Origin of the sequence: Pandoraea commovens (assembly GCF_902459615.1) — a bacterium.
GTDB classification, from domain to species: domain Bacteria; phylum Pseudomonadota; class Gammaproteobacteria; order Burkholderiales; family Burkholderiaceae; genus Pandoraea; species Pandoraea commovens.
Genome location: NZ_CABPSA010000001.1, coordinates 1,049,025 through 1,070,112, shown reverse-complemented (window position 1 = coordinate 1,070,112; position 21,088 = coordinate 1,049,025). Strand labels below are relative to the sequence as shown.

Below are 21,088 nucleotides of genomic sequence, written 5' to 3'. Positions count from 1 at the left end.
TTTCGTGCCCATGGAAATCAGTATGAAGTGAAGGGCACGGGCGATAAACAGTCCAATTTGCGTCACTCTGTAGGCGCTCGAGCGACAATCGGACGCATCACGGTGTGCTGCGCGACATGCGAGCCGATCGCGACGAACGCGAGAAAACTCAGCACTGCGCCGCAGATGACAATGGCGTCGGGGCCGAATTCGCGACCGAGGATTTGCGAGAGCGAGATGCCTGCCAAGGCGCCGCCTGCGGCCATCGTCACGTGCAGTGACGCCATCGAATCCCGACGATTCCGATAGGGCTGACCTAACAGGAGGCGCGAGAGCAACATGCCAGTGGTATGGACTGCGCCCCAGAACGCCACAACGAAGAACGACCCCATGCCGGATTCCCTCCCTAATGCGTAAAGCAGGACGTAAGCGGCGGCGAGCGCCATCGGATGCAGACACAACAGGGTGCGCGTGAGTGACTGCATCCAGCGGCTGATCGACAACGCACCGAAGACACCGCCCATGCCGAAGATCACCATGAGGAATGCCGACGTTTGCGTGTCAATATGTCCGCCGGATTCGAGAAAGAGATGCGCGTGCGAGTAGACGGCAAACAATGCGGCGTATTGCAGGGCGATGGCTAGCGCGGGCCGCCAGATCGCGGCGAGACGGTGCGTGCCGTGACGCCACGGCCGAAGGATCATATGGGTGTCCTGAAATCGCGCAGGCCCGCGTAGGTGGCTGTCATCGCGTAGCAGGATCACGGCACCGATCGCCGCTGTGCCAAACGCAGCCACCTGGAAGATTCCGGGCGACGCGAACGTCGTCGACAACCAGGTCATCATCGGCATGCCCAGCCACAGTCCGAGCAACGATGTGCGTGCCGGGAAGACACCTTGCCATGTCGACGCCGGGCGCCGCTCTCGCGGTGCGCCGTTCGAAAGCGCCGCAGCCAGCATGACCGGATGAAGCGACGCGAGCACGCGGCCCCAGCCGTGCATGTTGCCGATCCCGATTTGCAGATGGGGCGTGGCGGCGAAGAGGCAACCCAACGTCGCGAGACCAAACAGCGTGCTGACCAGCACTGCGTGTCTGAAGCGCGCGGGCGAACATATCGCGAGCGATGGCGCGAGCAGCACGGCACAGTAGACCCATCGATTCGTCACGTCGTCCTCGCGCTTCTACAGAAAGTCCCGCTGCGATGCGCGTTGTTTTTGCACCCGGGAGCGCGCACGCAGCGACAGGCATATTGCCGATTCGATCAGACGAACCGTGCCTTCCAGAAGGCGCTCGGTTAAGACAAGCAGTCCGCGCGACACTTCCGCTCGCGTTCGCGATAGCTGACGACGCAGGGACGATGCGAGCAGGGTGCGGTCACGATTCACGGCGTTCTCCTTTGCGTTGCGTGTTGCCTCCAATCTAGTGCGCAGCCGTAGTCGGATAAAGACGCTCGAAGCGAATTGAGATTTCGCGTTGCTACAACGTCGTTGCACAACGCATTCGTAAAGCATCGTCTGGACGAAAAGACAATTCGGCACGCGGCAATGACGGGCGTGACCGTATCGGCGTAGCATCGACGCAGGTTGGTCGGCGGCCAGCGCCGCTTCGACCGAACACGGAATCCGCTCCCAAGGAGACACCCATGACTCAGCCTCTTCACGCGCCGCGCGAACCCTCTCCCGATCATCCGATTACGATCACGCGCAGTGCATCCCGCGTGGTCGTGCAAGCCGGGGGACGCGTGATCGCAGACACACGAGAAGCGCTGGCGCTTAAAGAGTCCACCTATGCCGTGGTCCACTACATCCCGAGGAAGGACGTCGACATGTCTGCGCTCACGCGCACGTCGCACTCGACGTTTTGCCCTTATAAGGGCGAAGCGTCCTACTTCTCGATCAACGTCCCGGGCGGCGGGGCCGAGAACGCCGTCTGGACTTACGAGTCGCCGTATCCGGCGGTCAGCGCCATTGCGAGCCATCTGGCGTTTTATCCAGACCGCGTCGAAAGCATCGACACGAGCGAATTGCTCTGAATAGATGACGATGGGGGGGGCCTGAAGCAGCCTTCGATTCGCGATTTGAGCTTCGTGTTTTGAGATATGACTGAATTGTCGCCATCGAGGCGACACTCTGACCACGACCCGACGGTTTATCGAACGTCCGTTCCTTACGAGAATTCAGCCAGACCAATCACCGTAAAGGGATTGGATTTTGCGTAAATTTTTCGTTCGGAAACGTTCATGAACACTGCAACACAGGAACGCGACGGCGGGGGCAAGCTCATGGTGCTCGTGGCCGTCTGCCTTGCCGCGCTGGTATTGCCCCTTTCATTTTCAGGCGGTGCGGTCGCCACTCCGGCGATTGGCCGCGACCTCGGCGGCAGTCCCGTCATGCTGACGTGGGTCACCAACGCCTTTATGCTCAGCTTCGGCAGTTTGCTGATGGCCGCCGGCGCGCTCGCGGATCAGTTCGGACGTAAGCGACTGTTCGTCTACGGTCTCGGCGGCTTCATCGTGACGTCGCTTGCGATGAGCTCCGCGCCGTCGACGCTTTGGCTGGACATCCTGCGTGGCGCACAGGGCGTTGCCGCTGCGGCATCGCTCTCGAGCGGTGCCGCGTCGCTCGCGCAGGAGTTCGACGGTCATGCTCGCACCCGCGCGTTCAGCATGCTCGGCACCAGCTTCGGCATCGGCCTCGCGTTTGGTCCGCTCATGGCGGGTGTGCTCATCGAGCACTTTGGCTGGCGTGCCATCTTCCTCGTCATCGCCGTGATCGGAGTCGCCGCCTTCGTGTTCGGCGTGCCACGCATGCGCGAAACCCGCGACCCCGGGGCCACGGGACTCGACTATCCGGGAACCATCTCATTCACGGCGACGTTGGCGCTGTTTACGTTTGGCGTGATTCAGGCACCGGAAAGCGGTTGGGGAAGTGCGCTTGTCGTCACGCTGCTTGCCGCGTCGGTGATCTCGCTGGCCGTCTTCATTCTGGTGGAGACACGCGCGAAACGGCCAATGCTCGACCTGTCGCTCTTTCGCTATCCGCGCTTCGTCGGCGTGCAGATCCTGCCGGTCGGTACGTGCTATTGCTACATCGTGCTCATCGTGATGCTGCCGTTGCGATTCATCGGCGCGGAAGGTCTTAGCGAGATCGATGCCGGGCTGCTGATGATCGCCCTGTCTGCGCCGATGCTGGTCGTGCCGATGCTGGTCGCGTCCTTCACCCGTTGGTTTTCGGCCGGTGTTCTGTCCGGCGTCGGGTTCCTGATCGCAGCGGCAGGACTGTACTGGCTGAGCACGGTGAGCTTCAGCGGTCCGAGGTTCGATCTGGTTCTGCCGATGATCGTGATCGGGATCGGGGCGGGTATGCCGTGGGGGCTGATGGACGGACTGTCGGTCAGCGTCGTTCCCAAAGAACGTGCAGGCATGGCTGCCGGGATCTTCAGTACAACCCGTGTGGCGGGTGAGGGGATTGCACTGGCGATCGCCACCGCAGTGCTTGCCGCCCTTGCCCATCAGACGCTTGCCGATTCGGTGACGTCGACCGATGCGGGACTGACGGCGCGTATCGCCGAAGCGTCGCAACGCATTACGGCTGGCGACATGGTTCACGCTTCAGCCGTGCTGCCGGAGGTCGGCCGTCAGGCACTCGCCGCCAGCTACGCCGGGGCTTTCACGAATCTCATCCACATCCTCATCGTCATCACGCTGTTCTCCTCGCTGGCCACGTTCGCATTTCTGAGCCGGACGCCCGCGCAAGAGGAGACCGAGGTCGATGAAGATGGCGACCTGATGACGAACGCCTCCTGACGCACCGCGGTTCTCTTAACGCAGGAACGGCCGTTCACCGGTTGTTCCTGCGTCATCGTTTGAACAAGGGTTCTAGGGCCATAGGAAAAACATGAGACACAGCGCTGTCCGGCGACTCGACGCCGAAAGACTCTGGCAGCAATACCAAAAGACGCGTGAATATACGCTGTCGCTGACCGGGACGCTGAGCGTCGAAGATCAGAACATTCAATCGATGCCCGATGCCAGTCCGACCAAATGGCATCTCGCGCATACCACATGGTTCTTCGAGACGTTGGTGTTGCTAGGGCACTGCCCGGCGTACGTGCCGTTTTCGCCCAGCTTTTCGTATCTCTTCAACTCGTATTACGAAGCGCTCGGGCCACGGCATGCCAGACCGGCGCGCGGCCAGTTGTCCCGTCCTGGCGTCGACGAGGTGCTCAGCTACCGAATGCACGTCGATACCCATCTCCGTTCGCTGCTGCTTAACGCGCCGGAAGACCGTCTTGGCGAACTGTTTGGCGTCATCACACTGGGGATCCATCACGAGCAGCAACATCAGGAACTGATCGTCACCGACATCCTGCATGCTTTCTCGCGCAACCCGTTGCGTCCGGCATTCATGACGGGTGACGACGATCTGCTGCGTTTTCCCAAGGCGGCGGGCGGCCCGGCGGAATGGTTGTCTGTTCAGGGTGGACCGGTGGACGTGGGACATCAGGGGTCGGGTTTCTGCTTCGACAACGAACTGCCTCGCCATACCACGTTAGTCAACGCATTCGAGATTGCCGACCGATTGGTCACGAACGGTGAGTTTCTCGATTTCGTCGCCGATGGAGGATACTCGCGCCCGGAATTCTGGTTGTCTGACGGATGGAGCGTGGCCCAGCACGAGGGCTGGCAGGCACCGGCCTACTGGATCGCGCCGACGGACGAACGCTCACCGTTCGCCAACGTCTGCGAGTGGCGCTGCTTCGGCCCGTGGGGTGTCGCGGCGCTGGATATGCGCGCCCCGGTATCTCACATCAGCTTCTACGAGGCCGCGGCATTTGCCGAGTGGTCCGGCACGCGACTGCCCACCGAATTCGAGTGGGAAGCCGCGCATGGGTTGCCGGGGATGCGCCAGATGAGCGACAGCGTTTGGCAGTGGACACGCTCGGCTTACGCACCATACCCCGGCTTTCGTCCGATGGCAGGGGCCGCCAGCGAATACAACGGCAAATTCATGGTCGGGCAACAGGTGCTGCGCGGCGGCAGTATGGCTACGCCGTCAGGGCATGCGCGCCCGAGCTATCGCAATTTCTTTCCGCCAGCAGCACGCTGGCAGTTCTCCGGAGTCCGCCTTGCACGCGACACAACCCGCTAACCCTGCGTCCGGCATCGATGCATTGCCGGGCATCCAGCTCGCTTCCATGGCGTTTGCCCGTGATCTGATGAGCGGCTTGTGCGAATTTCCGCGACACGTTCCCCCGAAGTATTTCTACGACGCACGTGGCTCGGCGTTGTTCGATCACATCTGCGAACTCCCCGAGTATTATCCGACGCGAACCGAGTTGGCGATTCTTCGCGACAATGCCCATGACATTGCGCGGCATATGGGCGCGCACGCCAACATCATCGAATTCGGTGCAGGGTCTCTCGCGAAAGTCCGTATCGTGCTAGACGCTTTCCCTGCAAAGTCGGGGCCGGACAGGTATATCCCCATCGATATCTCTGGCGAACATCTGGAGAGCGCGGCTGCAAAACTCGGGGCCGAATATCCCACTCTGGAAGTGTCGCCCCTGGTCGCGGATTACATGGACCCCCCGCAGCTTCAGACACTCGACTGGATTCGCGGCCGGCGCGCCGGATTTTTCCCGGGTTCGACGCTGGGCAACCTGTCAACCCATCAGGCGGCAACTTTCATGGCGCGTGCCCGGCGGCTGCTCGTCGGTGGCGGTCTGCTCGTCGGTGTCGATCTGGTGAAGGATCACCGAACGTTGCATGCGGCGTACAACGACCGGGAGGGCGTAACGGCGGCCTTTAACCTGAACTTGCTCGAGCGCGCTAACCGGGAGCTTGGTGCAGATTTCGACTTACAGGGGTTCCGGCATCTCGCCTTCTACAACACGGAGGCTCAACGCATCGAGATGCATCTTCTGAGCGTGAGACATCAGACGGTGCAAGTGCTGGGTCGGACCTTCGACTTCTCCGAAGGCGAAACCATCCACACCGAGAACTCGCGGAAGTTCACCACCGAGGGCTTCCGCTCGCTGGCCATCGCGGCGGGCTTTCAGCCGGGGCCGGTGTGGATGGACGCCAATGAGCAGTTCAGCGTGCATTGGCTGGAAAGCCCGGCGTTCGGCACCTCGCGGTGATCTGACGGCAATCTGACAGAGCGTCCGTCGCAGATCGGTGGCGGCCTCTGATACAGTCTTTGACAATACCCTAAACGTCACAGGGAGAGATGGCATGACCGAGCGTTCGGACGCGCAAATCAGCGACATTGTGGCCTTCATTGCCGTTGCGCAGAGCGGCAGCTTCACGCGCGCGGCGGAGGATATCGGCAGCAGTAAATCCAATGTCGGCAAGGCGGTTCAGCGTCTTGAGGCAAGTCTCGGGACGCGCCTCTTTCAGCGAACCACGCGTGCCGTCAGACTGACGGAAGACGGGGAAACCTATCTGCTCGCGGCGAAAGAGGCCATCGATGGCCTGCGCGACGCAGAACAGCAACTGGCGTCGCGACGTGCCGAACCGTCTGGCCGGGTCAAGATCGATCTCCCCGCCGGGTTCGGCCGGTTGCTCTTGCCTAGCTTTATCGAGTTGCGGGAAAAGTACCCGAAACTCACGTTGGAAGTCGCATTGACCGACCGCATGTCCGATCCGGTGGGAGAGGGATGGGACGTCGTGGTGCGCATCGGTGCGCTCCCGGAAGATAGCGAAATGACGGTACGGCGACTGTGCAATCTCAGAGTGGGGCTGTACGCGTCGCCTGACTATCTGGCGCGCCACGAGCCGATTCGTGGCATCGCCGATCTCGCCACCCATGACGCCGTCGTGTTTCGCGGACCGACCGGACGCTTGCGTCACTGGACGTTGCGCGACGGCGATTCCATCCAGGAAATTGCGCCGAATGCCGTGCTGGTCCTTGCCGACGGACAGGCGCTGGTGGACTCGGCTGTCGCCGGTTTTGGGATCGCGCAGATTCACGATCGCGTGGCACAGCCCTATATCGAAGACGGCCGATTGGTTCAGGTGTTGCCGGGCTCGGATGTCGAGGGCCCGCCGGTACATGCCATCATCTCGCTGGGTCAGAAGATGGCAGCGAAGACCCGCGCAGTGGTGAACCATCTCGCGGAGACGTTGCAGAAGCCAGCACCGACATCGTCTCCCAAATCCCCTCAAAAGCCGACGCGATAGGTTCGCGAGCAACGCACTTCGCCACGTATCGCCAAAGAGAAACGCCGCGTCATATGAAATGACGCGGCGTTTTTTCATGGCTTGCCGTGCTTACTTGCTGGCCAAGGGGGGTGTGGCCGGTTGCGGTTCTACGCCGTCCCAACCGCCGCCGAGCGCGCGGATCAGGCTGACGGTCGCCGCCGCCTGCACGCCCTGCAATTGGATCGCGTTGCGTCGGACCTGAAGGACCGTGCGCTCGGCGTCGACCACGTCGAGATAGCTGACCTCTCCCTCGTCATACTGCGTGCGCGAAAGACGCGCTGCACGTTGCGAAGCCTCGACCGCTTGCCCCTGAATCGCCGTCTGGGACTCGAGAATCCGCATGTCGGACAAGCTGTCTTCGACTTCCCGGAACGCCGTCAGGACACGTTGCCGGTACTTGGCGACATCTTCCTCGAAGACGGCATGCGCGTTGTCGAGGTTCGCCGAGCGGCGTCCGCCGTCGAAGATCGGAATGTTCAGCGACGTTCCGGCGAGCGGGCCGAGCAGGAAGGCGCGGCTGCTCCACTTGAACAGGTCGCCGATGGTGCCCGACTCGAAGCCGCCCGTCGCGGTCAGCGTGAGCGACGGGAAGAAGGCCGAACGTGCCACCCCGATTCTGGCGTTAGCCGCCGCCATCGCCCGCTCGGCGGCGGCGATGTCGGGGCGGCGCTCGAGCAGCGCGGATGGCAATCCAGCAGGCACCCGGATACGCACGGGCTTCAACGGGTTCGGCGTCATGGAAAACTCCGCCGGTGCTTTGCCGAGCAATACGGCAAGGCTGTGTTCGGATGTCGCCCGCAAGCGCTGGACCGTCATCGAGTCAGACTTTGCCGTTGCCAGCTCCGTTTTGGCTCGCGACAGGTCGAGTTCGTTGACCGCGCCTTCGTCGTACCGTCGCTGAATCAGCTTGAGCGCCTGCTCGCGAAGCGTCACGGCCGAGACGAAGACCTCCGTTTCGGCATCCAGCTCGCGTAGCGCGAAATAGTTCTGCGCCACGTCGGCCTGCAATGCCAGTTGTACCGAGCGGAACAAGGCTTCGCTTTGCTGCACTTCGGCCTTCGTCGCATCGGTATTCGCGGCGACGCGGCCGAACAGATCGACCTCGTAAGACATACCCGCCTGCGCACGCCAGAAGGTCTGCTGCGGTACGTTCGTGCCGTCCGGCTCGAACAGCGAGGCAGCGGAGACTTTCTGTCGCGACGGGCCGAAGCCCGCATCCAGTGTCGGGAAAAAGTCGGCGCGCGCCGCCTGATTCATCGCGCGTGCTTCCTTGACCCGGGCCGCCGCGGCGGCCAGATTCTGGTTAGCCGCCAGCGCCTGTTCTTCGAGCGCGTCGAGGGCGGTGTCGTCGAAGACAGTCCACCACTTGCCGCGAGCGACTTCCTCAGAGGGTTGCGCAACCTTCCACGTGCCGAGGTTCTCGTTGGGGCTGACCGGCGCCTCCTTGAACGCAGTCGACATCGGCGTGGATGGCACCTCGTAATGCGGTGCCAGCGAGCATCCTGCCAGCACTAGCAGTGCCGAGAGCAACGCCGATCCCACGAAGGCGGATTTCATTGACTTAATTCCTTTCATGATGGCCTCTCACTCGTGCAGCGCGGGCTTGGTCGCGCGTGCATCGGGTTGCATATCGGCGTCGCGCTCGTCGGGGCCGTGGATATTCGGATGATTGCCATGCTTGTCGGCGAGCTTCTTGCCGCCCGCCAGCTTGCGCAGGAGGACGTAGAACACCGGCGTGAGCAACAGACCGAACAACGTCACACCGAGCATGCCGAAGAACACGGCAATCCCCATGGCACGGCGCATTTCCGAGCCGGCACCGGTCGAAGTGACCAGCGGGACCACGCCCATGATGAACGCGATAGACGTCATCAGAATCGGACGAAGGCGCAGGCGACACGCTTCAATCGCAGCCTGCACGATGGTGCGTCCCTGCATTTCGAGTTCGCGGGCAAACTCCACAATCAGAATGGCGTTCTTTGCCGACAGACCGACAAGCACCATCAGACCGATCTGCGTAAAGATGTTGTTGTCACCGCGTGTGAGCCACACCCCGAAGAGTGCCGACAAGATGCTCATCGGCACAATCAGCAGAATCGCGAGCGGCAGCGTCAGGCTTTCATACATGGCGGCCAGCACGAGGAATACGAGCAGCACGCTGATCGGGAACACCCAGAATGCGGTGTCGCCGGTGATGATCTGCTGATACGTCAGGTCGGTCCATTCGAACTTGATGCCACGCGGTAACGTCTGCGCAGCAATGCGTTCGACGGCGGCCATTGCCTGACCGGACGAGTAGCCCGGTGCCGGACCGCCGTTGATGTCGGCCGCCAGGAAGCCGTTGTAACGAATCACCGTCTCCGGACCGTAGGTCGGCGTAACTTTGACGAGCGACGCGAGCGGCACCATGTCGCCCTTGGTGTTGCGGGTCTTGAGCGCGAGGATGTCCTCTGCGTTTGCGCGATAGGGCGCGTCAGCCTGCGCACGGACCTGGTACACCCGACCGAACTTGTTGAAGTCGTTGACGTACAGAGAGCCGAGATAGATCTGCATGGTGTCGAACACGTCGGTTACCGACACGCCCAACTGCTTGGCCTTCTCACGGTCGAGTTCGACGTTCAGTTGAGGCACGTTGATCTGGAAGCTCGAGAACGCCGGGCCGAGTTCGGGGGCCTTGGCCGCTGCCGCGAGGAAGTCCTGCGTGGCTTTGTTCAGGGCTTCGTAACCTAGTGCACCACGGTCTTCCAGTTGCAGCTTGAAGCCGCCAATCGTCCCAAGTCCCTGCACCGGCGGCGGCGGGAAGGTGGCGATCATCGCGCCCTTGATCCCCGAGTACTCCTTATTCAGGTTGGCGACGATATCGTTGGCCGATTCGCCTTTGCCGCGCTCTTTCGAGGGGCTCATCACCGGGAACACCAGACCGCTGCTGGAGGAGTTCATCAGGCCTGTCACATTCAGTCCCGGGAATTCCGGAGAGTGAACAACGCCCGGCTGTTGGCGTGCGATCTTGCCAACTTCTTCCACGACCTTTTCCGTGCGATCGAGCGACGCACCTGCGGGCAGTTGCAGAATGCTGACGAGGTAGTCCTTGTCCTGTGCGGGCACGAAACCGCCCGGCACGATCTTGCCCAGCAACACCGTCGCACCGAGCAGGACGGCGTACACCGCCATCATGCCGGCCTTACGATTGATGACCGAACCGATACCGCGACCGTACTTTTCCGAACCGCGATTGAAGACCTTGTTGAAGGCATTGAAGAACCGGCCGAACAGGCGATCCATGACGCGTGTCAGCCAGTCCTTGGGGGCGTGGTGATCCTTGAGCAGAATGGCCGACAGGGCGGGGGACAACGTGAGCGAGTTGAAGGCCGAGATCACCGTCGAGATGGCGATGGTCATGGCGAACTGCTTGTAGAACTGACCCGTCAGGCCCGACATGAAGGCGAGCGGCACGAACACGGCGACCAGCGTCAGCGCGATGGCGATAATCGGCCCGCTGACCTCTCGCATCGCTTCATAAGAAGCCTCCAGCGGACTTAGCCCGGCAGCGATATTACGCTCGACGTTTTCTACCACGACGATGGCATCGTCGACCACAATGCCGATGGCCAGCACCATCCCGAACAATGACAGGGCGTTGATCGAGAAGCCGAATGCGAGCATCAGCGAGAAGGTGCCGACAATGGAGACCGGAACCGCGAGCAACGGAATCAGCGAGGCGCGCCACGTCTGAAGGAACACGATGACCACAATGACTACGAGGAAGATCGCCTCGAAGAGCGTGTGGACTACTGCGTCGATACTCTCGCGCACGAACTGCGTCGGGTCGTAGACGATCTCGGCCTTGACGTCTTCCGGCATGTCCTTCTGCAACTCGGCAACAATGCGGCGAACGTCCGTCGAAATCTGCAACGAGTTGGCATTGGGCTGCTGGAAGATGATGAGCTGAACGCCCGGCTTGCCGTCCAGACGTGCGCGCAAGGCATATTCCGCAGCACCCAGTTCTACGCGTGCAACGTCGCTAAGCCGCACGACTGCGCCGTCCGGGGTCGTCTTGAGAATGATGTTGCGGAACTCTTCTTCCGTCTTGAGTCGGCCCTGTGCGTTGACGCTGAGTTGCATGGGCACGTCGGTGAGCATGGGCGCACCGCCGACGATACCGGCAGCGACCTGCACGTTCTGTTCGCGAATGGCTTTGATGACATCGCTGGCCGTCATGTCCTGACGTGCGACCTTGGTCGGATCGAGCCAGATCCGCATCGAATAGTCGCCTGCACCCCACATCGCCACTTCACCCACGCCCGCGACCTGTGCCAGCCGGTCCTTGATGTTGATGAGCGCGTAGTTGCGCAGGTAGGTCAGGTCATAGCGGCCGTTCGGCGACACCAGATTGACCCCCATCGTGAGCGTGGGAGACGATTTCACGGTGGTCACGCCAAGGCGCTGGACGTCGTCCGGCAGGCGCGGCATGGCCTGCGATACGCGGTTCTGTACCAGTTGTTGCGCCTTGTCCGGGTCCGTGCCGAGCTTAAAGGTCACGGTCGTCGTCATGTTGCCGTCGCTGTTGGCCTGCGACTGCATGTACAACATGTTCTCGACGCCGTTGATTTGCTCTTCGATGGGCGACGCCACCGTTTCGGCAATGACCTTCGGGTTGGCGCCCGGGTACTTGGCGCGTACGACCACTGAGGGGGGCACGACTTCGGGGTACTCGGCCATCGGCAGTTGCAGTAGGGCGATGAAGCCCGCCAGCACCGTGACCACCGAGAGCACACCTGCGAAGATTGGCCGGTCGATGAAGAATTTTGAGATGTTCATTTGAGCGACTCCGATCGCTTTGGATGGCGTCGAATCACGCGGCAGATTTGGCCGCGTCGACCATATTCACGACCTTCGCCTTGACAAGGTCGTTGGGACGCACGCGTTGCAGGCCGTTCACGACAATGCGCTCGCCCGGCTTGAGGCCGGAAATCACGATGCGCAGGCCGTCGCTCAGACCGCCGAGCGTGACTTCGCGGTATTGGACTTTGTTGTTCGCGTCGATGACGAGCACGAACTTCTTCGCCTGGTCGGTGCCGACGGCCGCATCGTCGATCAGGATCGCGGCGTGGGCTTGCCCGCCGCCGACTTTCACGCGGGCGTACAGGCCCGGCACGAGCGACCCGTCGGCGTTGTCGATGCTGGCGCGCACACGGATCGTGCCCGACGATGTGTCCAGACGGTTGTCCACCGACGTCACAACACCCTTTCGGGAGTAACCGGTTTCGTTCGCCAGGCCGAGTGCGACCGGGACCTTGCTGTTGCGGTCGCGTCCGAGATACTGGAGGTAGGTCTGTTCGTCGACCTCGAACGAGGCGTAGATGGGGGAGACGGACACGAGCGTCGTCAGAAGCGGCGCATTCGGCCCGCTCGACACGACGTTACCGACCGTGAGTTCCGCCCGAGAAACGCGACCTGTCACCGGTGCGGTGACTTGCGTGTAGCCAAGGTTGACCTGTGCGGCCTCAACAGCGGCCTTCGCTGCCTTGACGTTCGCCAGTGCTTCTTTGGCGGCGTTCTGCTTCTCGTCGTAATCCCGCTTGGCAATGGCGTTATCCGCAATCAGACGGTCAGCGCGGGCGGCATCGGTCGTGGCATAGCTCGCGCGTGCCTGTGCTGCGGCCAGTTGTGCTGCGGCACGGTCGGCCTCTGCTGCGAAGGGACGCGGATCGATCGTGAACAGGACATCGCCCTTCTTGACGAGCGCACCGTCCTTGAAGTGAACCGACACGATGGTGCCCGCCACCTGAGGACGCACGTCGACCCGGTCGACCGCTTCGAGCCTGCCGGAATAGCTTTGCCATTCGGTGATGGTGCGTGAGACGACGGCAGCCACGTCCACCTCGGCCGCCGGTGGCGGCGCATCGGCGGCGTGGGCGAGCCCGACCGGCAGTGCCTCGTAACGGGACACAACGATGACGGTGATCGCACTGGCAAGCGCGATCGCCGTCAATGAGCTGTAAAGCAGCTTTCGATTCTTGTTCATGAGTAGTACTCCTTAATAAAATAAGGTGTTCTCGGACGATGCGAGGGTGATGGGTTTTCGAATCGATCGCGTTATCAGCCTTCGGGATCACTGGACGGGCGACAACACGAGTCGATTCGGTTAAACCAAATTATGGATAGCCCCTGTCGGGCGATAAAGGCACTAAACGTGGTTGCTTCGTATCCAATCCGGCGACAATGCCGGGACTACCGCGCGTCTGACAGGTGCTGTCTGAGGAACGCGACGACCTCTTCAATTGCCGGTGTATGCCGGGTCAGCGCCTCGGCGCCCACGCCGCGGTGGCGTGTCGCAACGACGGGGACACCGGCAGGAATGAGTTCACTGGCATACGCTTCTCCTTCGGCCCGGAACAGATCGTGTTCTGCGCTGACGACCAACGTGGGCGGCAATTGGGCGAGACGCTTCGATTCAAGTGGTGCTGCGTAGGGATGTATCCGGTCGCTGATCGTCGGCAGGTAGGCCCGGTAGTGCTGCGCGCAGTCGCGCGCCCGTCCTTCGTTGCTTACCGACATCCTGCCGGTGAGTCGCGTCATGCTTGGATCGAGCAATGGCGAGATCAGTACCTGCGCCTGTAACTTCAGGTAAGAGCGGTCCCTCGCAATCGCGGCGAGACTAGCAGCAATGTTGCCGCCGGCCTCTACGCCAACGGCAGCCAGACGTGTCAGCGAAGCGCCATAAGCCGACGCATTCGTCACGGCCCATTTCAACGCGAGGTATGCATCTTCGGAGGCTGCCGGGAACGGAAAATGGGGCGCCAGCGAATAGCCGACGTCGACGACCCACGCCGGTAGCGATCGCGCCAGTCGCGCAGCCAATTCAGCGGAGTCGCGCAGTTCGCCACCGACGAAACCTCCACCGTGAAAGCACAGAACGACAGGGAGCCGAGCCGGGACATGCGGGCGATATGAGCGCAGCGGGATGCGCTGCAAATATCCGTCAATCGTGACGTCGGTGATGTCAAACTGAGATTCCATTGCATTTCGGGACTAAGGTTGCCGGTCGCACACTCGCTGAGTGCGTGCGAGCGCCATTGTCCGTAGAACGATGCTTCCGATAAACCGTCTACTCGCGATAGGACAATTCGGAATTTCCGAATCGAACGCTGTGCGAACCGTCATTGCGAAGCTCTGGCAGTTCATCGTCCGGGTCGTTCACACCGTTCGAATCCGGTACCGCTGAGCGGCGCATGATCGACGTCACGCGTTTTGCTTTGGAGGGTGCCAATTCGGAAGGGTGGATATTGTCGCTACTGAGCAGCGGGCATTTGTTTGCTAGTTCCGTCACCCATTCGGCAAAAGCGCGCACTTTGGGCGACAGGTGCCGGTTTTGCGGATAAACGACGGAGACCGGCAGCGGTACCGGGCGAAATGCAGGTAGCACCTCGACCAGATCGCCCGCATCGATGTGCGACTGCGCCAGGAAGCGAGGCACCTGAATCAGTCCTAGTCCGCGCAATCCGCATTGCAGGTAGGCGTCGCCATCGTTCGCGGCAAGGTGCGACGGCAGGCGGGTTTCGATGGCCTGACCGTCCACGAGAAAGTCCATTTGCAGAATGCGGCCGTTGGAGAAGTAGTTGACCGCGACGTGCCGGCCCAGATCGTCGACGGTCGACGGCGTGCCATAGGCCTTCAGATAGCCGGGACTGGCGACGGTCACGAATGCTGCCGCGCCGATGCGCCGGGCGACCAGTGTCGAATCCTGAAGCTGTCCGATACGAATGGCGCAGTCGATGCTGTCTTGCACCAGATCGACGTGACGGTCACCCACGCCCAGCATGAGATCGATGTCGGGATAGCGCCGGTGAAATTCGTCGAGCGCGGGCACCAGAAGCAGCCGGCCAAGCGTGCCAGGCACGTCGACGGTCAGTCGGCCTCTCGGAATGGAGATGGCAGAGAACGAGCTTTCCGTTTCTTCGATTTCGGCGAGCACCCGCACGCAGCGTTCGTAATAGGACGCACCGTCCGGTGTCACACTGATGCGGCGCGTCGTTCGATTGAGCAAGCCGACCTTCAGATACGCTTCGAGCTGCTGAATCATCGTCGTTACCGACGAGCGGTTCATGGACAGCGAGTCCGCAGCGCCCGCGAAGCTCTTCGTTTCGACCACTTTCGTAAACACCAGCATTGCCTGAAGTTTGTCCATGATGCTCACTCACGAGTATTTCGATAGCGCATGTGCCGTTACCGCGAATCCCCGGCGGCCGAGGAGCGGTCGGCCGCCTCATGTGCCGGACGCTCGATCTCCGCGATCAATGCGTTGATGTAGGGGTCGCGGAGCTGCCATGCGTGCAATGCCGTTCGAAGGTTGAAAAGGTAGTCGGCGTTGCTGCCGAACTGGCCCGTCGCCTCGCGAATCAGGGGGGCCGCCACCGACACGGAAGCGTCGCCCTCGTATTGCTCGCTGCTCTCGTCCGCTACGAAAGCGACGGCCTCGACGCGCGTGCCGTCGTCCAATTGCAATGTCACCCACGTCGGTCGGTATGACCCGAGGATCATTTCCCGAACCCATACGACTTGCAGTTCTTCGGCCAGCGATGCGGCCGCGAGCCGGAAGGCCAGACCTTGTGTTTGCCCGCCCGGACGCAGCGCAAGCATGCGACCTGGGCGCTCCGGGTTGCCCCGACCGGCGACCATCTTCAGGCAGAACGCGCGATGCCAACCGTCGAGTGTGGCGACCCGACGCCGGTCGAACTGCACCATCGGATTCCATATCAGCGAGCCGTACCCGAAGATCCAGACCTCGTTGGGCATGCCGCGTGCGGCCATGGTGTCGTTCAGCGATTGTTCGATGCGCTCGATCGTCCAGCGATTCGGAAGCGACTCGAATTGCTCCAGATACTCTCCGGAATGAATGATTTGCCGTGTCAACATCGCAGATGCCCAGAATGAATTGACTATTGCGGCGTACAGGCGTGCTTTTCGCACATGGGCCTACGCCAGAATGGTCGAAAGTATGACTGTGGCGATCTGTGGAATAAACACGCTGCGGGGATACGCTTTGACGCTCCGGGCGCGACAATGCCTGCGCATATCGGTTGTGGGGCTGACCGCCGCTAGGCGTCGGTGCGGGCTTAGTCGCGTTCGCTGACATGATCTAGTGCCGATGCGAGGATCATGGCGCGCGCGTTGAGCGGCGGCGTCTTGCGATGCGTACGCGGCATGTAGACGCGTGCGCCTGCGCGAAAGCGCTGGCCGGTCAGCGCGCACCGGCCGGAGCGGTGCGCCGATGTCGGGGCCCAGAGCTGCTCTTCGTAATTGCAGCGTGTTGGGTCGTGCCAGGACAAGGTCACGAACGAATTGGGTAGCCGTTCGATGAGCTCGATGGAGACGGAGGTGTGTGAGGTGTGCACTGCACCGCTACGCGACACGTTGCGTGTCGCGGCGAGCCGCTTGGGCAGGCGGGGGGAGGATTCCGGCATCATCGAGAAACGTTCGAGTGCGGCTAGCGTGCTCGACCAGGGATCAGACCCGTGTTCACCGACTGTGCTTAACATTTTCGCCCTCTCGCATTGCGTCCCGATGTGATTCAAGCGTAGGGGACCGGGCGGGGCGAATCCACTCTACGGTGGGGTATCGCGATAGCGCTTTTGCATCGTCCGACTATCCGTCCGTATAAGGTGTCGACGAGTTGCAATATTCGGTAATGAAGCGCGCTCAGGGTTAGCGATTAGCCATATTCTGAATCGCGCTATACCAGTGTATAAGTGTAGAAATTGACGTCCAGGTCATTGAAAACGAAAGGTTTTCAATGAGAAAACCGGAGGCGGTCCGATCCTTTTTGGAGGACGGTTGTGAAAAGTCTGGGATCCTCTCGACACCGAAGCCGGATGGGTTATCTGTTGCCGCTCTGGATCGTCGGGTGCGCAGCGCTTTGCGCGATTGCGTGGATCGCGTTGTCATTGCATTTGCGTCTCGCGACGACAGGCTTCACGATGCTCCTGCTGATCGTTGCGTTGTCTTATCTGGATAGTTTCGTTTCGTCGCTGCTGTTCTCGGTCACGGCGGCGCTGCTTCTGAATGTCTATTTCACGCCGCCGATCTTCAGCTTCCGGATCGACAAGTCGATCGACTATATTCCGCTGGTCACATTCATGACCTGCTCGCTGCTCGTCACGTCGCTGGTGCGCAGAATCCGGGATGCCGAGCGGCTTCAGCGCGATCATGCGCGGTTGCTCGACCTCACGCACGATACCGTCTTCGTCCGCGATCCCGATGACGTCGTCACGTACTGGAATCACGCCGCAGAGCAACTCTATGGATGGCGTCGCGACGAAGCGCTCGGGCGACGCGCTCAAGACCTGCTGAAAACAGAATTCCCCGCGCCCATTGACGCGATTCAAGCAACCTTTCTTGCAAGCGGCGAATGGGAGGGGGAGCTGACTCATGTCAAGCGCGACGGCACCCGGGTCACCGTGGCCAGCCGATGGGCGATGCAACGCGATGCGCACGGGCGATTCTCGGGAACGCTCGAGACGAACAACAACATCACGCGCCGGAAGCAGGCCGAGGCGCGACTGCATCGCATTCAGGCGCAATATCTGGAGGAAGCGCAACGCCTGAGCCGGACGGGCAGTTTCGGCTGGAACGTGGAAACCGGGGCGTTGTTCTGGTCAGCGCAGGCGTACGAGATCTTTGAGATCTCACCCGACGTGCCGCCCAGTCTGGCCTTTGTGCGAAGCAGAATCCATGCTGACGATCTGGCAGTGTTCGAATCGATGCTCAGGCGCGTCGCGGACCATGACGACTGCTTCGATATCGAGCATCGCATTATGCTACCGGACGGCCGGACCAAGTATTTGCATGTCGTCGCGCGTGAAGCGTCGGGACAAGTCGAGGGGCGTCAGTTCATCGGCGCTGTCATGGATGTGACGGAAGCCAGAGAGACGGCCGCGAGACTACGTGTGGCGCAGGCCGACCTCGCGAAGACGAGCCGCATGACCTCGCTTGCCGAACTGAGCGCGTCGATCGCACACGAGATCGGTCAGCCGCTTGCGGCGGTTGCGACGAACGCCGAGGCCTGCCTTCGATGGCTGCACCGCGTGCCGCCCAATCTCGCCGAGGTCGAAGGGTGTGTCACGCAGATCGCCGAGGAGAGCAACCGTGCAGCCGACATCGTTCAGCGCGTGCGGCGTCTGATGAAGGGCGCGCCGCCCGAAGCACAGCCGGTTGACGTCGGGCGGCTTGTCCGCGAAGCGTGTGTGATGGTTCGCTCCGAGCTCGACGAGCACGGTGTATTGCTCAAGCTCCATCTCGCTGACGAACCGTTGACGGTTTGGGGAGACGCCGTTCAGCTTCAGCAGGTCATGGTCAACCTGTCGACCAATGCGATACAAGCGATGGCGTCTCAGTCGGGACCGCGGCAGCTGTCGATTACCGCGCAACGCGCCGGGGACGATAGGGTCAGCATTTCCGTACGCGATACCGGCCCTGGAATCGCCAACGACGATGTGCCCAGACTCTTCGATGCGTTCTTCACGACGAAACCCAACGGCATGGGAATGGGGCTCGCGATTTGCCGCTCCATTGTGGAGTCGCACGGCGGCTCGGTTCGTATTGGACATTCAGGCGGCGCGGGCCCTGAAGGGGCGACGTTCACGCTGGTATTACCTTGCCCGTCCATTGCGTGAGCCCACCTCGTCCCCGGTTATACGTTTGTATCATCGCGCTCGCGGCAAACTTACACTACGCTGACAATACCGGGGACGGAAGACACCACATTCTCCCCATCCAAGGGAGCCCTATTTTGCAGACGACCCCAGTCGTGGCCATTGTCGACGATGACCGTGCGGTCCGGAGCGCCCTCGCAAGTCTGGTCAGATCGTTGGGCCTCGACGCGCATCTGTTCGCGTCGGCAGAAGCATTCCTCGCGTCGGGGGAGGCCAGTGCGACCGCTTGCCTCGTTTCTGACATTCGTATGCCGGGAATGTCTGGCGTCGAACTTCATGAGCAACTGATTGCCGACGGACTGAACCCGCCCACAATTTTCATCACGGCCTACGCGACGCCTGCCGTCGCAGCGAAGACCACCACAAACGGTGCGCTCGTGTTGCTTCCCAAGCCGTTTCTGGCGCGCGAGATGACACACTGGCTCTCGGTGGCCATTGGCTCGCCACTGGCAGGGTAACGGTTAGGGGGCAGGGTTGAACGCCTGCACGCCTAACAGTTCGGCCTTGCGAACGAGATCCGGGATCGAGCGGGCGAGCATTTTTCGCATGAGCTGCCCTCTGTGCACTTTGACGGTAATTTCGCTCAGTCCCATTTGCGCTGCGATCTGTTTGTTCAGCAGACCGCTGAGCACATAGGTCATCACCTCTTTTTCTCGCGTCGACAGCGATTCGTAGAGCAACCTGAGCGTCGAGCGGCTCGATTCGTCGGCGATCCGTGCGCGGTCTTTCACCAATGCCTGCGTGATGGCGTCGATCATGTCCTGATCGCGAAAGGGCTTGGCAAAGAAGTCTGCCGCGCCGCCTTTCATCGCCTTCACGGACATTTCGATGTCGCCGTGCCCGGTGATGAATACCACCGGCAGCTTGATGCCGCTATGCACGATGTCTCGATGAAACGTCAGCCCGTTGGTGCCGCGCAGCCGTACATCCAGGACAAGGCAGCTCGGCAGGTCCGGGCGGGCGTACGCAAGGAAGTCCTGCGCGGAGGCGAACGTCTCAACCTGCAGGTCAACCGATCGCATCAGTGTCGCAAGAGCTCGTCGCACGCCGGCGTCATCGTCGACAACGTAGACGATGCCGGGCGTTGGCCCGTCTGCGCGATTGTCGGAAACCTTCAACGTGTCCGGCGGCATGATGGTCCTCTGGCGATTTTGAGATGGCTGACGAGTTCAGGCGTGCGAGAGCTGCGGCGACACGGTGGAAGATACCGTTCTGTGTGCGCTTTCCCGCTTCACCGCGTAGTCTGAGGAAATGGCCGGGGTTCGGTCGCCTGTTGGCAGGCCGATGGCGTCGAGAATGAGGTTGACGAGACCGGTCAGCTTCGGGCGCGGGCCGCCGTCTTCGAGGTAGACCAGATGGGCGGGGCGCGGGGGCGGCAGAACGTCGCCGAGCACCTGCACCAGACGCCCCTGCGCAATGTCCTGTGCTACGAGCACTTCCGGTTGCAGCAGTAAGCCCGCTCCCTCCAGCGCAGCCGAGCGTAGCGCGTGGCCGTCATTCGACGTGAAGGTGGCCGTATCCGGCCACATGATTTCCTCGCCGTCGACATGCCACCGGAATCGTGAGCGCAGTGCGAGATGTCCGAGACAGCGGTGGGTCGCGAGGTCGACGAGCGTGCGCGGCACACCCGATTGGCGAAGGTATTCCGGCGAGCCGCAAATCACCATCTGGTATGGCTGAATGGGACGCGCAATGAGCCGCGAATCGGCGAGCGGCCCGATGCGAACGGCGAGGTCGAATCGGTCCTCGATCAGGTCGACACGCTCGTTGTTCAGCACCAGCTCTACGTGTACCCCACGGTGCTCGCGCGAGTACCTTGCGAGCAGGGGGGCGATGACTGTCGCCCCCAACGTGTGGGGCGCCGACACGCGAATGCGCCCCTGCGGCAACGTCTGAAACCGCTCGATGCTCTGCTGTGCGAGTGCGGCCTGACGGAGGATCTCGCGAGCATGTTGGAGGAATGTCGTGCCTGCGTCGGTGAGATTTTGCTTTCTCGTGGTGCGATTCAGGAGTCGGGCATTGAGCTTCGTTTCCAACGCGGCGATGTGCTTGCCGATCATGACCGACGACACGCCCAGCCGGTCGGCAGCGGCACTGAACGTTCCCGTTTCCACGACGGCGACAAATGCCTCGATATCTCTGATGCGGTCCATTGGCTTAACTCGACGTTTGCACTGTTCTAACTCAATTCAAC

General features: G+C 61.5%; 17 protein-coding genes. 7 read left to right on the top strand and 10 right to left on the bottom strand.

What is annotated here, in order from left to right; all coding sequences use genetic code 11:
* Positions 1–62: 62 nt before the first annotated feature.
* A complete protein-coding gene (locus PCO31010_RS04785; protein WP_150663187.1) occupies positions 63–1,145 on the bottom strand; it encodes an MFS transporter in 1,083 nt (360 codons plus the stop codon).
* A gap of 476 nt (positions 1,146–1,621) precedes the next feature.
* Between PCO31010_RS04785 and PCO31010_RS04780 the strand changes: the two genes are divergently transcribed.
* The 5 genes from PCO31010_RS04780 (at position 1,622) to PCO31010_RS04760 (ending at position 7,162) form a co-directional block, all read left to right on the top strand.
* Positions 1,622–2,011 (top strand): DUF427 domain-containing protein, encoded by a 390-nt coding sequence (locus PCO31010_RS04780; RefSeq protein WP_150663186.1) that lies wholly within the window; start codon positions 1,622–1,624, stop codon positions 2,009–2,011.
* Between the two features lie 207 nt (positions 2,012–2,218).
* Positions 2,219–3,784 (top strand): MFS transporter, encoded by a 1,566-nt coding sequence (locus PCO31010_RS04775; RefSeq protein WP_150663185.1) that lies wholly within the window; start codon positions 2,219–2,221, stop codon positions 3,782–3,784.
* Positions 3,785–3,875: 91 nt separating this feature from the next.
* Complete coding sequence (gene egtB, locus PCO31010_RS04770) at positions 3,876–5,129, top strand: ergothioneine biosynthesis protein EgtB (RefSeq protein ID WP_150663184.1); 1,254 nt, start codon at positions 3,876–3,878, stop codon at positions 5,127–5,129.
* A gap of 46 nt (positions 5,130–5,175) precedes the next feature.
* Positions 5,176–6,120: an L-histidine N(alpha)-methyltransferase gene (gene egtD / locus PCO31010_RS04765; RefSeq protein ID WP_150663509.1), complete on the top strand. Its 945-nt coding sequence runs from the start codon at positions 5,176–5,178 to the stop codon at positions 6,118–6,120.
* A 94-nt stretch (positions 6,121–6,214) separates the two neighbouring features.
* The gene (locus PCO31010_RS04760; RefSeq protein WP_150663183.1) at positions 6,215–7,162 is read left to right on the top strand and encodes a LysR family transcriptional regulator; all 948 of its coding nucleotides are present in this window, start codon (positions 6,215–6,217) and stop codon (positions 7,160–7,162) included.
* A 90-nt stretch (positions 7,163–7,252) separates the two neighbouring features.
* On the opposite strand, the gene PCO31010_RS04755 is transcribed toward PCO31010_RS04760, so the two are convergent.
* The 7 genes from PCO31010_RS04755 to PCO31010_RS04725 form a co-directional block, all read right to left on the bottom strand.
* Complete coding sequence (locus PCO31010_RS04755) at positions 7,253–8,740, bottom strand: efflux transporter outer membrane subunit (protein ID WP_246184441.1); 1,488 nt, start codon at positions 8,738–8,740, stop codon at positions 7,253–7,255.
* A 27-nt stretch (positions 8,741–8,767) separates the two neighbouring features.
* A complete protein-coding gene (locus tag PCO31010_RS04750; RefSeq protein ID WP_150663181.1) occupies positions 8,768–12,001 on the bottom strand; it encodes an efflux RND transporter permease subunit in 3,234 nt (1,077 codons plus the stop codon).
* Positions 12,002–12,035: 34 nt separating this feature from the next.
* The gene (locus PCO31010_RS04745; protein WP_150663180.1) at positions 12,036–13,208 is read right to left on the bottom strand and encodes an efflux RND transporter periplasmic adaptor subunit; all 1,173 of its coding nucleotides are present in this window, start codon (positions 13,206–13,208) and stop codon (positions 12,036–12,038) included.
* Between the two features lie 206 nt (positions 13,209–13,414).
* The gene (locus tag PCO31010_RS04740; protein WP_150663179.1) at positions 13,415–14,203 is read right to left on the bottom strand and encodes an alpha/beta hydrolase; all 789 of its coding nucleotides are present in this window, start codon (positions 14,201–14,203) and stop codon (positions 13,415–13,417) included.
* Between the two features lie 88 nt (positions 14,204–14,291).
* On the bottom strand, positions 14,292–15,371 hold the full coding sequence (locus tag PCO31010_RS04735; protein ID WP_150663178.1) for a LysR family transcriptional regulator: 1,080 nt from the start codon (positions 15,369–15,371) through the stop codon (positions 14,292–14,294).
* A gap of 38 nt (positions 15,372–15,409) precedes the next feature.
* Entirely contained in the window at positions 15,410–16,099 is a 690-nt protein-coding gene (locus PCO31010_RS04730) for a gamma-glutamylcyclotransferase (protein ID WP_150663177.1), read from the bottom strand.
* A 200-nt stretch (positions 16,100–16,299) separates the two neighbouring features.
* Positions 16,300–16,722: a DUF3331 domain-containing protein gene (locus PCO31010_RS04725; protein WP_246184440.1), complete on the bottom strand. Its 423-nt coding sequence runs from the start codon at positions 16,720–16,722 to the stop codon at positions 16,300–16,302.
* 333 nt (positions 16,723–17,055) lie between these two features.
* On the opposite strand from PCO31010_RS04725, the gene PCO31010_RS04720 reads away from it, so the two are divergent.
* A complete protein-coding gene (locus PCO31010_RS04720; RefSeq protein ID WP_150663176.1) occupies positions 17,056–18,855 on the top strand; it encodes an ATP-binding protein in 1,800 nt (599 codons plus the stop codon).
* The gene (locus tag PCO31010_RS04715; protein WP_343039084.1) at positions 18,852–19,352 is read left to right on the top strand and encodes a response regulator transcription factor; all 501 of its coding nucleotides are present in this window, start codon (positions 18,852–18,854) and stop codon (positions 19,350–19,352) included. Before PCO31010_RS04720 ends, PCO31010_RS04715 begins: the two co-directional genes overlap by 4 nt.
* A 3-nt stretch (positions 19,353–19,355) precedes the next feature.
* Here the strand turns inward: PCO31010_RS04715 and PCO31010_RS04710 are convergent, their stop codons facing one another.
* Both PCO31010_RS04710 and PCO31010_RS04705 read right to left on the bottom strand, forming a co-directional pair.
* Entirely contained in the window at positions 19,356–20,027 is a 672-nt protein-coding gene (locus tag PCO31010_RS04710) for a response regulator transcription factor (RefSeq protein ID WP_150663174.1), read from the bottom strand.
* A gap of 36 nt (positions 20,028–20,063) precedes the next feature.
* Complete coding sequence (locus PCO31010_RS04705) at positions 20,064–21,047, bottom strand: LysR substrate-binding domain-containing protein (RefSeq protein WP_150663173.1); 984 nt, start codon at positions 21,045–21,047, stop codon at positions 20,064–20,066.
* Between the last annotated feature and the right edge of the window lie 41 nt (positions 21,048–21,088).